Below are 13,390 nucleotides of genomic sequence, written 5' to 3'. Positions count from 1 at the left end.
CTGTTGCCGACCAGGCTGTTTCCGTCGTTCAGGCGCCGAAACCCCAACGCGCCAGCAATCTGTTGCATCGCATCCGATTGCTTGCTACCCAGCGTCCTCGCATTTGCAGTGAGGCGGACGTCAGGCATGAATTCGGGGATGGAATGCAGCATTCATCGGCCTGGTCTCCGATTTCAGACCCTGCGCGCTGCCGTCCCCAGTCTCGAAGCCACTTTGCGAGCCAAGGCTGTAAATGGCCACTGCGCCGCCCGAGGCCGTCCCAACAGGCCCCCAGAGGTTCGAGTTGCTGGCGTAGTGGCGATGCCGCTCCGTGGCCCCGGCCTGGCGCGAAGCGAGCGCCCGCGCATTTGCAGTGCAAATTTCACTTCTTAGGAGAACCCAGTATGCAGAAAGACGTATTCCAGACCGACGATGATGGTCTGTATCTGTACCAATCTGTCGCCAATGAGCTGGCGCTGACGCCCGGCGCGTTCAACATCCCTTTCGGCGCCTATGAGGACGCGCCTCCCACGCCGCCGGCCGGGAAGTGGCCCCGGCGCCAGGGCAGCGTGTGGGTGATGGTCGAGGATTACCGCACCACGCCGCTCTGGGTGGTGGAAACTGGCGCGCCGTACTCGCTCGGTGCCGAGCACGACGGCGCCGACGGCAAGGCCATCTATCCGGGCTGGGGCAAGCTGCCGGCCTGGCTGACGACGGTTGAGCCGCCGCGGCCGGTTACCGACGGCGAAGTGGGGGCATAGCCCCTAGGCCGCGATCGGCATGGCCTCCAGCTCAATCTCGCGCTCGCGGCGCATCTCTTCGAGCTGCTTGCGGCCCAGCGGGCTGCGCGCGAGTTTTTGCGCCAGCTCGCGCCCGTGCGGATGGTAGTAGCGCAGCAGCATGCGGGTGTCGACGTTGCCGTTCACCTTCGCCAGTTCATGGATCTGGAACACCGTCGCGAGCTGTGAGGTGCCTTCGTGCCGCAGGTCGTGAAAGCGTAGATCCCGGAAGTAGGCCGCGTTGGGCCGACGCCCGTGGTGGCGGCAGATACCCTCATAGCGGAGCCTGGCCCGCCGGCGCGCGCGAATGAAGGCCCGGGTGACGGAGCCTGGTTGCATCGTAAAGATGCGACCGCGCATCGGCTTGCCGGTAACCCACCGGCGCAGGGCCTCACGCGCCCTCGGTGTCAGTGGCACATCGCGGGCGCGCCCGTTCTTCGTGTGCGGCAGGTGGACCACGCCATGCATGAGGTCCAAATGCTCGCGCTGGATGCCGACCACCTCGGACCGTCGCATGCCTGTTTCCTTCGCCACCGTCAGGATGGTCGGCAGTTCTGCCGAGCGAGTGGCGCGGATGATCCATTCCAGTTCTTTGCGCGGGCAGTCGTCGTCCGATAGGCCGCGCAGGGTAATCCGGTCGAACAGGCGGCGATCGCGCGCGTCGTCGACCGCCGGGCGCCGCACCAGCTGGACAGGGTTGGCCAGCTGGTCGAAACCCCAGTCCTTGCGGATCACCGTGTAGACGTGCGACAGGAACGCCATGCGCCGCACTACGGTGGCCGGCGCCCGGTCCTTCAGCCATTCGTCGCGCAGCTCCGTGAGGTCCGAACTGCGGATCCTATCCACCGGCCGGATGGCCAGGCGAGTGGCGCGCCAGATGCGCGCGATGGACTGTTCTGAGGTGTGGCCCTTCTTCGTAGAGGAAACCTCGGCCAGGTAGCGCGTCAGCGCTTCGGCAAGGGTCGGGGCGGGCTTTCGGCGGGGCTGACGGCGGGACCAGGGTTTCATCGTGGCAAAGCCCCAGGTTGTAGCGCAATTCTATTTTTCTTGTTGTACCCACCCCCGCCACAAGCGGGCTTTTTTTTGACCTAACGGGAGAGGCAGCCATGCACACCGTCAACAGGAGCAGGGAGATTATGGAACCGAGTTCCACAGGATTGGGCGGCTGGGCGGCCGTGAAAATTGCCTTGGCTTTCGGCGTTCCCGCTGCGCTCGCGGCGCTTCTGGGCATGCTGATCATGCCGCCGCGGTCGCCGCAGGAGTTCGTCAAGCGCACGATTTGCACCGTTTCGTGTTCCTTCATCTTCGGACCGATCCTGGCGATTGCGGTCTTGTCCTGGCGCCCATCGTTGATGGAGACGGCGCACTGGGTCGCATCCAGAAGCGGTGGGGGTGAAGAGAGGCTGCTGGCCCTGTTCTACGTGTTGGGACCGTGCATGCTGTTGGCCGGTCTGCCGGCGTGGTGGGTGCTGGGTGCTTATATGCGCTGGATGGCGAGCATGCGGCAAAAGGGCTTTCTGGAATGGATCGCTGAGGTGCGGGCGAAGTTGCTTGGCGCGCGGCCTGGCGGGGAGGGCTGACCATGGATCTGAAGACGATCATCGCAGCCGCAATTAAGCCCGCGCTGGCGCTGCTGCCGGCGCGCATGGATACGCCGGCGGCGTGCGTCACGCTGCTCGCCATCGGCCTGCAGGAAAGTCGATTCACTCACCGCCAGCAGATCCGCGGCCCGGCCCGCGGCTTCTGGCAGTTCGAGAAGGGCACGCGCGCCAGCCGCGGCGGCGTTTGGGGCGTGTTCCTGCACGCGGCCAGCAAGGACCATCTGGCGGCGCTGTGCAAGGCCCGAAGCGTGGCCTGCGATCCTGATGCCATCTATGCCGCGCTCGAATATGACGACGTCCTGGCCGCCGGCGTGGCGCGGCTGCTGCTGTGGACTGATCCGAAGCCGCTGCCGGCCGTGGGCGACGCGGACGCGGGGTGGGCGTTGTACCTGCGCACCTGGCGGCCCGGTCGCCCGCATCCGCAGACCTGGGCGGAGCTGTACCGTCAGGCCGCCGCCGAGGTGCGCCCGTGACCGCCCTGGCGCGCGCCGCCGGTCTGGTCGCGGGTTGGCGCGGGTACGCGGCGGCGGCCGTCGTGGGCGGCGTTGTGGCATGGACGGTGCAGGGCTGGCGCTACGGCGAGCAACTGGCAGAGCAGCGCGCGGCACGGGCGGACGAGGTGGCCGAGGGCCAGCGGCAAGCCCGCGAGATTCTGGCGCGGCGCCATGCGGACGTCGCGGAAATCAACGAACGGAACGGGCGTGCCGAGTGGGCCGCCTATGGGGGGATGCGCAATGCGCAGATTCAAGACGATGGCCTGCGGGCTGATGTTGATGCTGGGCGCCAGCGGCTGCACGTCCGTGCCGCCTGCACCGCCGCCGGCCGTGGAGTGCCCGAAGCCAGCGCCGCCGCCGGCGTGGATCATGGAGCCCGCGCCGAACTTGATCCCGCTGCTCGATCGGATTATTTCGCCCTCAGGGCCGGGATCCAGCGGCTAACGGCGCAACTGGAGGCGTGCCAAGCGTGGCGGCGGTAGGTGAGTGCGACCCCAAATAAGACCGAAGGGGCGCGAAAAATATTAGCATCTGCTATATTTTGCCTGTTGTGAGGCAGTTTTCGTGCAATGCGGATCCCTCGGAACACATCGGTACACCTATGAAAAAGCGTAGCAGAAAGGCTTTCTGGGGCGGTTTTTGGGGCGGCATAGCCGCTCCGCTGGCGCTGTTCTCTAACTACTCGGCTCCGACTGTCCAAGAACCTCAGATCAATCCGCTGTATCGCCCGGCGCGTTCGTCCAACGACGCGCTGCGTAGCGACGTGCGCCGCATCGGCGACGACTTTGGCCGTTCGATAGCGCGTCACAATGGCTCGCGGTAAGCCGTCTCACCGCCCAAGTTCCCCTTCATCTTTGCGGCCAGCTGGGCAACAGCAAGGCGCAGAGGTGGTGCGCCGCCAGACCATGATGCAGGCGGAAATCCATCAGGGACCGCTGCCTCATCCCGAGGTGCTGCGCCAATACGACCAGCTTTCTCCAGGTGCTGCCGACCGTATTATCACTATGGCGGAAGGCGAGGCGGCTCATCGCCGCGAGATGGAACGCCAGCAGCTCGAATCAGACGTAGCGCACCGCAGAACCCTGACTGGCATAGAGCAGCGCCGCATCGATGGTGTTTTTTCCAGCGATAAGACCGGCCAGATACTCGGGGCGGTGGTTTCGTGCATTGCTCTACTCGCGGCCGCAGCAACCGCCATTGTTGGCCTGATCTACGGCGTCACGTCTCGCTGGTACTGGGCCATCCCCGTCGCCCTAGTGTCGCTCCCCGTCCTTGGGATGGTCCAGGCAATCCGTCGAAGGGTTGAGCCAACTCGCGGCGAAAAGGCCGCCGGCAAGCCGACCAAAACTGATACATAGCGCGCCATTACCGCGGCGCCATGCCCTTGCGCAGCTTGCGAGGCTCTTCCAGCAGCTCGGCCGTATCTCGGTCACGCTCGATCACACAGGGCTCGGCGGCCAGGCCGGCCAGCAGGTCGTCGTAGATCTCGCCCATCAGGCTGGCGGGCCGCTTCAGGTCGCCGGACACCTGGTGCAGGCGCAGCAGCGTCGCGCGCAGGCGCTTGATCTCCCACAGCAGGGCGATCACATCGGGGTTCCAGGGCTGGCGTTCGCGGATGGCGCGCAGTTGCTCGGCGGTGAGGGGGGCTTTGAACGGCATGGCGGAAAACACTGGTTGGATGAACAGTGTAATCCGCAGAAAACGGGGTCATTTCATCGGGGTTGCAACCAGCTTTTCCGCAGGGAAGGGCACCAAGAAATCCCGTGTCGCATCGGCCGGCGCGGTGAGCCAGTCGCCGTAGGCGCCCTCCGGCAGGATGACGACCATGCGCTTTTCCTTGCCGGCCTGGTGGTAGTCCCGGAACAGCGGGTCCTGGTCGGCGTTGATCGTCAGCATGGTGTAGCTTTCCTGCACCTGGCCAGCGGCGTCGCGCCAGCGATCCCACAGGCCGGCAATGCCCAGCGGCGCGCCATCAGCTCGGGTGAACCGGGTGGCCACTGCGGCGCCAGACCGCCAGTCGGGTTCGAAGATCGCGTCGGCTGGGATGATGCAGCGCTGGGCCTTCGCCCATGCATTCCGAAACGTCCAAAGCTTATGTGCCGTCTCAGACCGCGCGTTGAACGTGGGCACTTTACCTGCGCTGGGGAGCTTGGCCGCCGGCGTGCCTGGCGGAATCATGCCCCAGCGGCCCACGACTGCCTCTCGCTCGGGCACGGCCTCGTCGCCGGCGTCATGTTCCAGCGGCCTGCGCACAATGACGCCGTCGTAGCCGGGCCACATGTCGTACTTGCCGCCCGCCGGCTTGTTGGGCGCGCCGAACTTCTTCAGCAGCAGCTCGGCGTCCTTCAGGGTCTGGTAGTGGCTGCACATGATTCGTCAGAAGTTCTGAACCTGTGTACTGATGCCCGTCAATTCGTACCTGGCGGATGCAATTCAATTAGCTCTGCCATCTCTTGAGCGATACCCTGCTCCAGCCTGCCATGTAGACGAATGCGTTGGGGATATCGCGAGCGATGCTCGGCTAAAGACCTTTGAAGAATGGGCTCCCTTTCTTGCGGGGTGTCGGCTTGCAACAATTGCTGCGCCACTTCATATGCATATCGAGTATCTTCCCTAAGAAACTCTGCATAGGCTAGAGCCTCCTGCCGCAACCTCGGGAAATATAGGCGCAACAACATTTCCGAGCGAGCAATTTCATTAGACGGGTGCTGGGCTTCTCTACCGCATGTGATTGCCCCCCACCAATTGGCAAAGTTGATCTCGGCGATGTTCAATGCTTCGAGGGCGGCTTCGGCCTTTAACCTTCGTAGCGTTGTTACTTCCTTATGATGCCAGCTCTGCATATCCACCTGAGTACGGATACTCTCTGTGATGCGGGTGGTCTCAGCAAGTTGCTGCTTTATCGCAATCAGATTCGCGTTTTGGGCGTCTAATTCCCCTTTCTTTTTCAGCCGGGCGCCCCAATACGCAGCCACGCCTGCGGCTACCACTGTCAATATGGATGCGGGCCACAATGCCGAGAAATCAGTACGTGTCGAAATTTTCTCGGCTAGCTGTTCTATAGCCTGAATTAACCGTGGGTCCATTTTTTGCCTTATCAAATTAGTATCGGCGACCGGTGTTCAGCCCGGGATTTAAATGGGTTTGTACATCAGTTTGAGCGAAATCGCGGAATGCTTTGTTGCTCTGGCCCCGCATGGTTCCTGGACCTTTAAGAGGGTTCGTTTTCGGAGCTGGAATGTTGAGGAAGCCACTGACGCGGGTCACCGAGCAATTGGGTCAAATGTGCGCCCAACGCGTCAAACGCTTCTTGCCGCTGGGGAAGCATGGTCTGACGTTGGTAGGTTCGCGTGGTCTTCTTGGCCTTCTTGTGGTTCAGGCAGAGGTCAATGACGTCGGAGGAAATGCCGAGTTCTCCCATGATGGTGGCCCCCGTGCGCCTAAGGTCGTGCTGCGTCCAGTGGCCGCCAGGTAGGTCCAGTATGGTGCTGTTCTTGCGGCCCTTGACCGGCTTGGCCCGTGTCTGCCGATCGGTAAGACGTCGGGTCACTTCGGTTTCCGATAGATGGTTGCCGTCGCGCCCCTGGAATACATATTCCCCATCGCTTGGCAGCTGCGTGAGGCGGTCCCATATCGCCAGCGAAAAATCGCTCAGATGCACGACGTGGGGCTTCTTGTTTTTCGCAATCTCAGCCGGGATGGTCCAGGTGGCAGCTTTCCGATTTACTGCCCCATGCCGTTTGATAGTGGCGACCTCGACGGCTCGCGCCAGTGTGGCGAGCGTCCACCACACTGCGAGTTCCGTATGTAGTGGAAGCACCCGGCGCCTGGCCGTGTAGTACCGGGACTTTGATTGTGGGGGCGCTGACAGGGTGTCGCGAAGCAGTGACAGTTCGGCGTCATCGAGTACTCGGTCGCTTTCGTTGTCTTGCCCACCGGCATCCTTCCTCGAAATTCCGGCAGTTGGGTCCCCTTGCATCCATTCGCGGGCGGCCGCGTATCGGAACATTTGCCCTAGTTCGCCGAGCAACAAGTTGGCGGTGCGCAGTTTCTTGGCCTCGCGCGCAGCGTCAATCACCATCATCAACTGGCCGCGCCGAACTTGGGCCAGGGTTATGTCTCCGACCCTCGGCCGCACGTAGATCTCGAATCGGCTTTTAATGGAAGCTTGGTCGTCAGCGCTCGATCTGTGCGGCAATACGTGCTTCTTAAACCAGACGTCGAAGAGGTCGCCAACTGTCGCGGGAGCCGTAGCGTGTTCTGACAGCAGGAGAGAGGCCGCGTCGGGGCTGATGCCCTGGGCGACAAGTCTCTTTCGTTCTGCCGCCTTCTGGCGCGCATCGGCCAGGCGCAGCCCAGGGTAGGCGCCAATGTACTCGCGCAAGCGCTTGCCGCTTGTCGGACTTGTGAAGCGCACCGCCCACATCTTCGTGCCATTCGTCTTGACGCGAAGCGCGAGGCCGCCGCCGTCCGTAAGCTCATACTCGCGATCCTTGGGCTTCGCGGCCAAAATGGCTCGGTCGGTCAATAAGTTCGTTGCCATTGTCAGATCGTCAGGGGGCGCAGTTGGGTGGACCAAAAGTGGACCACTTATAACCCGCTTCCGTCAAACCGGGACTAACCGGGACAATCCTCGATGTCGCATATCTGCTTGAAATATATGGAAAAACCGTGCTAACCCAAACCACCCCAAACTCTAAAAAACGCGACCAAAAATGATTTGGGAGCAGAGGGTCGCGAGTTCGAATCCCGCCGCCCCGACCATATTCAAGTGAAGCCAGCGGTCTCCGCATTCCCACCCGCAATGGGCGGGCCTGTGGAGGATTCACGGCAAAAAAAAACCTCTCACGCGCCGCGTGGGAGGTTTTTTTTGCGCCATTTCATATCGGATCCGGCGCGGTATCGTGGCGCCGCGCGGTGAGTGACCGCATCAGCATGATGCGCGCGGCCATCTTCAAACCTGGATGCACAAGTCACATTTTGATGGGTGGATAGCGGTCGGGCGTCGGTAGAATTTCGGGGTCACATTGAATCCGCGGTGCTGCCATGGCTGAATCTTCGAACGCTTCCACGCAGGAAACCGTGCGCCCCTGGCGCAGCGGCGATGTCACCGTCATCGACAACACCAAGCTCAAGAAGGCGGTGACGGCCGCCGCGCTGGGCAATGCGATGGAGTGGTTCGATTTCGGCGTCTACGGTTTCGTTGCCTTCGCGCTGGGCAAGGTGTTCTTCCCGGATGCGTCGCCGGCCGTGCAGACGATCGCGGCGCTGGGCACGTTTTCCGTGCCGTTCCTGGTGCGGCCGCTGGGCGGCGTGTTCTTCGGCGTGATGGGCGACAAGTTCGGCCGGCAGAAGGTGCTGTCGCTGACCATCATCATCATGGCCATCAGCACGTTCTGCATCGGGCTGATTCCGTCCTACGAGTCCATCGGCCTGTGGGCCCCGCTGTTGCTGTTGCTCTGCAAGCTGGCACAGGGCTTTTCAGTGGGCGGCGAATACACCGGCGCCGCGATTTTCGTCGCCGAGTATGCCCCCGATCGTCAACGGGGGTTCCTCGGCAGCTGGCTCGACTTCGGGTCGATCGCGGGCTTCGTGCTGGGCGCGGGCATGGTGCTGATGCTGCAGGCGGCGATGTCGGAAGCGGCCTTCCTGGATTGGGGCTGGCGCGCGCCCTTCTTCATTGCCGGTCCGCTGGGCTTGCTGGGCCTTTACCTGCGGCACGCCGCGGAAGAAACGCCGGCCTTCACGCAACAGCTCGAGAAGATGGAGCAGGACGACCGTGATGCGGTGCAGGAACGGCCGAAGGTCTCGGTGCGCGAGATCTTCGCCAAATACCGCAAGGCACTCCTGGTCTGCATCGGCATGGTGCTGACGGCCAACATCACCTATTACATGTTGCTGACCTACATGCCGACCTATCTGTCGGGCAGCCTGCACTACCCGGAACAGCACGGCGTGCTGATCGTGGTGGTGGTGATGGTGGGCATGCTGTTCGTGCAGCCCGGGGTGGGGTTCGTCAGCGACAAGATCGGCCGCAAGCCATTCTTCATCAGCGGCTGCCTGGGGTTGATGGTGGTGGCCATTCCGTCCTTCCTGCTGCTGGGCAGCGACAACATCGGACTCATCTTCCTGGGCCTGCTGCTGATCGCGATCGTGCTGAACTGCATGATCGGCGTGATGGCGGCGACCCTGCCGGCCCTGTTTCCCACGCGTATCCGCTACAGCGCCCTGGCGGCGTCCTTCAACGTGGCCATCATCATTGCCGGCCTGACGCCGACCGTTGCCGCCTGGATCGTCGAGGAGTCCGGCAACCTGATGATGCCGGCGTACTACCTGATGGCCGCCGCCGTCGTGGGCCTGATCACGGCCGTATTCATGCCCGAGACGGCCAACCGGCCGCTGCGCGGCGATACCCCGAACGCCGCGAACAAGGGCGAGGTGAAAGCGCTGTTGCAGCAGGCCTATGATCAGATCGAGCAAAGCGTGCAGGACGTGGACGCCGAGATCGCGGAACTGGAAGAGAAGCTGGAGACGCTGAAGCAGAAGCGACAGCGGTTGGCGGACCGGCATCCGGACATCGACTGACATGGCCCAAGCCGGAACCTGATTCTTGGATCTACCGGAAAGCGCCGCGAGGGCGCAGCATGAGGCCTTCGATAGACAGCAATCAGGATCCATCATGAGCCATCGTCTCGACTACGCCCAAGCCGCCCCCGAGGGCTACAAGGCCTTTGGCGCCGTCTATGCCTATCTGCGCCAATGCGGCCTGCCCGAAGCCCTGGTCAACCTGGTGTACCTGCGGGTCTCGCAGATCAACGGCTGCGCCTATTGCATCGACATGCACAGCCGCGACCTGCTCAGGCAGGGCGTGGCGGTGGACAAACTGGTGCTGGTGCCGGTGTGGCGCGAGGCCGGCCCCTTGTTCAGCGGCCGCGAGCAGGCCGCGCTGGCCTGGGCCGAATGCGTGACGCGGGTCGCCGACACCGGCGTGCCGGACGCGGACTACCAGGCCGCGGCGGCCGAATTCAATGACAAGGAGCTGGCGGACCTGACCTATGCGATCGGGCTGATGAATGCCTTCAATCGCTTGGGCGTCACGTTCCGCAATACCCCGGCCGCCGTCAAAAAGGCCGGGCAGGGCGGATAGGCGGGCGGGCCGCGATCAGGGTCAAGGCCACAGCAGCTTGAGCGCGATCGCCAGTATGGCCAGGCCGACCAGGACGTCCAGCACCCGCCAGGCGGTCTGGCTGGCGAAGACCGGGCGCAGCAGGCGGGCACCGAATCCCAGGGTGAAGAAGAACGCGAACGAGGCGGTCATGGCGCCCAAGGCGAAGGCGAGCTTGCGGCCTTCGTATTGACTGGAGATCGATCCCAGCAACACGACCGTGTCCAGATAGACGTGCGGGTTGAGCCAGGTGAAAGCCAGGCAGGTGAGCAGGGTGGCGCCCAGTCCGGTGGCCTGGCGTGACGACGGCGTCAGGCTGCCGTGGTTGCGCAGCGCGGAGCGCAGGCTGCGCGCCGCATAGGCCAGCAGGAACAGCGCGCCGCCATAGCGCAGCACCGGTTCCAGCCAGGGCATGGCATCGGAGGCCAGGCCGAAGCCGGCCACGCCGGCGGAGATCAGCACCGCGTCCGACAGCGCGCACACCAGGCACACCGCGAAGACGTGCTCCTGGCGCAAGCCCTGGCGCAGGACAAAGGCGTTTTGCGCGCCGATCGCGAGGATCAGGCTGAGGCCGAGTAAAAATCCGGGGAAGTATGCGCTGCTCATGTCGTGCCTTGAATCAAGGGCGACAGACTAGCGGCTACGGGATAATTAGAGAATCTAAAGATACTAATCTATCTTTAGAGTTTCTGAATTTTCGGGCGTGATCGCGGCACGCCGCCTCGATCAATGGCGCGGTCCGGCGGCTACCGGTTGCAGCTTGTCGAGCTCGGCCTGCAGCGAATTCAACAATAGTTGCAGCTGTTCCGAGGTAACGGCATAGACGCGGCCCCGCCCGTTGCGCGCGGCCGCGACGGGCGACGGATCGGTCAGGAAATCCAGCCGCAGCAGCAGGGAATCGTGTTCCACCAGGGGCATCATGGCCCAGCCGGTCACCGGCGATACGGCCTCGCCGGGTTTGAAATTTCTGTCCAACACCTTTGTATCCTGTTCACGCGGCCGCCAGGGCGGTATACCGGAATTTTATTTATTCAGGTTAATGTCAGCAAGCCCCTTCCACACTTGGCTCAATCTGCTTGTCCATCGGGGTAGCCCTGTGGACTTGGCCTCCAGCCAGCAGGTGAGCACCCAGGGTCGCTTTCACACCTCGCGCCTGGACGCTCCAGGTGAGCCAGGCCTAGCGACCTTGCGGGACTGCGGACGACGGTCAGAGTATTGCGGAAGGTCGCAGCAATCTGATTGGGCGGATTTCGCCAGGTCGGCTGGCGCCGCGCTGTCGAAATGCGTTTTGGAGGCCTATCTTTTCAACCACGTCAGGTAGGCATGCTCCATGCCTTCCGCCATGCCAGCGAGCGAGAATTTTTTCTCGCCGCGCACATAGGCTGCACCGGCTGCGCCCATGCGCTGTCGCAAGGACGCGTCGGCGGCCAGGGTTTCCAGGGAAGCACGCAAGGCGCCGGCATCGCCATAGGGCACAAGCAGGCCGGTCTCGCCGTGCTTCACGACTTCGGGGACACCCCCAACGTGCGTGCCGACGATGGGCAATCCGCAGGCCGCCGCTTCGATGAATGAAGTGCCCAAGGCCTCAAACTGGGTGGCCAGCGCGAAGATGTCGCTGGCGGCCAGCACATTGCCGATATCGGTGCGTCGGCCGAGAAAGTGAATGCGCGTTTCGCAAGCGAGTCGGCGAGCCGTATCTTTGAGGGCATTGAGCTGCGATCCTTCGCCCGCAAAAACCAAATGGATATCCGCCGGGCCGTTTATAAGCGGTGCCGCCGCGGACAGCAGCAGGCCCTGACCTTTCTGCGGCCGCAGGTGCGCGACGCAGACGATGACGATGGCGTCACGGGAAATCCCTAGCTCTTCGCGCAGGCTGGAGCGCCCGTCGTTCGGCGCGATGGGAATCGCATCGGACACCGTCATGACATGGCTTTGCGGCACGCCGCGCTCGAGCATCTGGCTCGCGACATAGTCGCTGACCGCCACCACCCGGTGCGGAAGTCGAGTGTAGCTCCATAGCGATCCGGGCCGTTTGGCCAGGTGACGGGTGCGTACGATCAGCGGCGTACCTGCAAGTCGGCCGGCCATCGCCGCGATCACGGTGTCGCGCCGGCTATGGGTATTGAGGACGTCGAATTTGCCGCGCGCCAGGATGCTGCGGATGCCGTACACCGCTCGGGTGTAGTTCGATACACCGTCCATCAGGAATTCATGCACGCGAAACCCCTCAGCCTGCAGGCTCGCCGACAGCTTGCTTCCGGGTTGGCAGATCGCTTCGAGCGTATGGCCGCGTTCGCGCAATGCCATCATTTCCTGGAAAATACGGTTTTCCTGGCCGCCGAAGGTTGTCGCCGCCTCGGAATGCATGATGCGCAACCGCCCCTGGCCGCTAGCACACATCAGGATGTCTCGCTTTGGGATAACAGCACTATGGTCTCGGCGTAGAGGAAATCCTCGTCCGAGATCACGCCATAGGGAGTGGTTGCCCCCAGCTTGATGTCCAGGCGCTTGTCGTGCTGGTGCGCCTGGATGTTGCCGGACAGGTCCAAGCATAGGCGCCAGCCGGCAGCCCCCAACCGGTTCATGATGTCAGAGGGTTTAAGTATGGCCAGCTCATAGGGTCCAACAGCTTCGAACATGTGAGATGGAATCGCACTGGCCAGCCCCACGTCTACAAGTCGAGAAGCTTTGCCATTGCCAGGATCGAAAGAATACCGGAATAGCGCGGGCAGCCGTACGCCCTGAAAATGCGGCATAATAATGTTTCAATTGAAAATTGTTGTCGCATTTTAGCAAACTCGCCTCAATCTGCTCATTTCGGCATACAACGCGTCCACTTGTTCGTCTTACTGCTGAACATCAGCGCCCAGCGGCATGGGCAAGGCCGGCCTGAGCGGCGAGTAGCTTACCATTTTCTGAATGAAAGAGTGGCGTGTTCGCAGTCCCGAGGGCGCGAAGGCACGAACAACAAAAAAGCGCCCGGAGAGGGGCGCCTTATGCCAGGGAGGTCCGTGAAGCCAGGCTAGCCGGCGTTCTGGTCCGCCGCCCGCAGCAGGCTGTACAGCTTGTCCTTGAGCAGGAGCTTTTCCTTTTTAAGGACTTCGACGCTGGTGTCAGAGGCCGGCACGATGCCCGCCTCCATGTTCTTGATCTCCTGGTCCAGGTCGTTGTGACGCTGGAACAGTGCCGAGAAATGACCATTCTCGGCTTTCAGGCGGGTAATCAGTTGGCGGTACTCAGGAAACATGACGGCCTCTTGCGTGATCCGGTTGAAGGGGGGGCTGCGCGGGGCCGGCGAACCGGCCCGTTAATGAGCTGTCGGTTCCATGACAGCCCAATGGCCCGCCAAAGTCAACCCGCCGGGCAGCGCGC

Annotated in this window: 18 protein-coding genes; 8 read left to right on the top strand and 10 right to left on the bottom strand. The window is 62.7% G+C overall.

The genetic code is table 11. The annotated features are described in order from the left end of the window. The first annotated feature begins 383 nt into the window (after nt 1–383). Nucleotides 384–740 carry a phage tail protein gene (locus HV742_RS28705; RefSeq protein WP_175147001.1) on the top strand — a complete coding sequence of 119 codons (357 nt, stop codon included), beginning with the start codon at nt 384–386 and terminating at the stop codon, nt 738–740. 3 nt (nt 741–743) lie between these two features. Here HV742_RS28705 and HV742_RS28700 read toward each other — a convergent pair whose 3' ends face one another. Next, nucleotides 744–1,766 carry a tyrosine-type recombinase/integrase gene (locus HV742_RS28700; protein WP_175147000.1) on the bottom strand — a complete coding sequence of 341 codons (1,023 nt, stop codon included), beginning with the start codon at nt 1,764–1,766 and terminating at the stop codon, nt 744–746. A gap of 98 nt (nt 1,767–1,864) precedes the next feature. Here HV742_RS28700 and HV742_RS28695 point away from each other — a divergent pair, with 98 nt between their 5' ends. From HV742_RS28695 to HV742_RS28675, 5 genes are all read left to right on the top strand, one after another. Next, entirely contained in the window at nt 1,865–2,338 is a 474-nt protein-coding gene (locus HV742_RS28695; RefSeq protein ID WP_254601289.1) for a hypothetical protein, read from the top strand. A gap of 2 nt (nt 2,339–2,340) precedes the next feature. Next, nucleotides 2,341–2,832 (top strand): hypothetical protein, encoded by a 492-nt coding sequence (locus HV742_RS28690; protein WP_175146999.1) that lies wholly within the window; start codon nt 2,341–2,343, stop codon nt 2,830–2,832. Beyond that, the gene (locus HV742_RS32160; RefSeq protein WP_217467969.1) at nt 2,829–3,335 is read left to right on the top strand and encodes a lysis system i-spanin subunit Rz; all 507 of its coding nucleotides are present in this window, start codon (nt 2,829–2,831) and stop codon (nt 3,333–3,335) included. Before HV742_RS28690 ends, HV742_RS32160 begins: the two co-directional genes overlap by 4 nt. Before the next feature lie 119 nt (nt 3,336–3,454). Further along, the gene (locus HV742_RS28680; RefSeq protein WP_131728378.1) at nt 3,455–3,676 is read left to right on the top strand and encodes a hypothetical protein; all 222 of its coding nucleotides are present in this window, start codon (nt 3,455–3,457) and stop codon (nt 3,674–3,676) included. Nucleotides 3,677–3,743: 67 nt separating this feature from the next. After that, nucleotides 3,744–4,211: a DUF2335 domain-containing protein gene (locus HV742_RS28675; RefSeq protein ID WP_165601439.1), complete on the top strand. Its 468-nt coding sequence runs from the start codon at nt 3,744–3,746 to the stop codon at nt 4,209–4,211. Between the two features lie 7 nt (nt 4,212–4,218). Here the strand turns inward: HV742_RS28675 and HV742_RS28670 are convergent, their stop codons facing one another. The 4 genes from HV742_RS28670 to HV742_RS28655 form a co-directional block, all read right to left on the bottom strand. Beyond that, nucleotides 4,219–4,512: a hypothetical protein gene (locus HV742_RS28670; RefSeq protein ID WP_175134204.1), complete on the bottom strand. Its 294-nt coding sequence runs from the start codon at nt 4,510–4,512 to the stop codon at nt 4,219–4,221. Nucleotides 4,513–4,560: 48 nt separating this feature from the next. After that, entirely contained in the window at nt 4,561–5,223 is a 663-nt protein-coding gene (locus tag HV742_RS28665; RefSeq protein WP_175146998.1) for an SOS response-associated peptidase, read from the bottom strand. Between the two features lie 38 nt (nt 5,224–5,261). After that, nucleotides 5,262–5,939 (bottom strand): hypothetical protein, encoded by a 678-nt coding sequence (locus HV742_RS28660; RefSeq protein ID WP_175146997.1) that lies wholly within the window; start codon nt 5,937–5,939, stop codon nt 5,262–5,264. Between the two features lie 125 nt (nt 5,940–6,064). Beyond that, nucleotides 6,065–7,396, bottom strand: a complete 1,332-nt coding sequence (locus HV742_RS28655) for a tyrosine-type recombinase/integrase (protein WP_175146996.1) — start codon at nt 7,394–7,396, stop codon at nt 6,065–6,067. A gap of 503 nt (nt 7,397–7,899) precedes the next feature. Here HV742_RS28655 and proP point away from each other — a divergent pair. After that, the gene (gene proP, locus HV742_RS28650) at nt 7,900–9,438 is read left to right on the top strand and encodes a glycine betaine/L-proline transporter ProP (RefSeq protein ID WP_175146995.1); all 1,539 of its coding nucleotides are present in this window, start codon (nt 7,900–7,902) and stop codon (nt 9,436–9,438) included. Between the two features lie 94 nt (nt 9,439–9,532). Beyond that, the gene (locus tag HV742_RS28645; RefSeq protein WP_175146994.1) at nt 9,533–10,000 is read left to right on the top strand and encodes a carboxymuconolactone decarboxylase family protein; all 468 of its coding nucleotides are present in this window, start codon (nt 9,533–9,535) and stop codon (nt 9,998–10,000) included. 21 nt (nt 10,001–10,021) lie between these two features. Here HV742_RS28645 and HV742_RS28640 read toward each other — a convergent pair whose 3' ends face one another. The 5 genes from HV742_RS28640 to HV742_RS28620 form a co-directional block, all read right to left on the bottom strand. Next, entirely contained in the window at nt 10,022–10,624 is a 603-nt protein-coding gene (locus HV742_RS28640; protein ID WP_175146993.1) for a LysE/ArgO family amino acid transporter, read from the bottom strand. Nucleotides 10,625–10,744: 120 nt separating this feature from the next. Next, complete coding sequence (locus HV742_RS28635; RefSeq protein WP_175146992.1) at nt 10,745–10,996, bottom strand: hypothetical protein; 252 nt, start codon at nt 10,994–10,996, stop codon at nt 10,745–10,747. 318 nt (nt 10,997–11,314) lie between these two features. After that, the gene (locus HV742_RS28630; protein WP_254601288.1) at nt 11,315–12,385 is read right to left on the bottom strand and encodes a glycosyltransferase family 4 protein; all 1,071 of its coding nucleotides are present in this window, start codon (nt 12,383–12,385) and stop codon (nt 11,315–11,317) included. Between the two features lie 32 nt (nt 12,386–12,417). Next, complete coding sequence (locus HV742_RS28625; protein ID WP_157810497.1) at nt 12,418–12,774, bottom strand: hypothetical protein; 357 nt, start codon at nt 12,772–12,774, stop codon at nt 12,418–12,420. A 266-nt stretch (nt 12,775–13,040) separates the two neighbouring features. After that, nucleotides 13,041–13,265: an HP1242/YdcH family protein gene (locus tag HV742_RS28620; RefSeq protein ID WP_049075356.1), complete on the bottom strand. Its 225-nt coding sequence runs from the start codon at nt 13,263–13,265 to the stop codon at nt 13,041–13,043. Between the last annotated feature and the right edge of the window lie 125 nt (nt 13,266–13,390).

Source organism: Achromobacter ruhlandii (genome assembly GCF_902859695.1).
GTDB classification, from domain to species: domain Bacteria; phylum Pseudomonadota; class Gammaproteobacteria; order Burkholderiales; family Burkholderiaceae_B; genus Achromobacter; species Achromobacter ruhlandii.
Note: the sequence above shows the minus strand (reverse complement) of the source record. Positions and strands in the feature narration are given on the sequence as shown.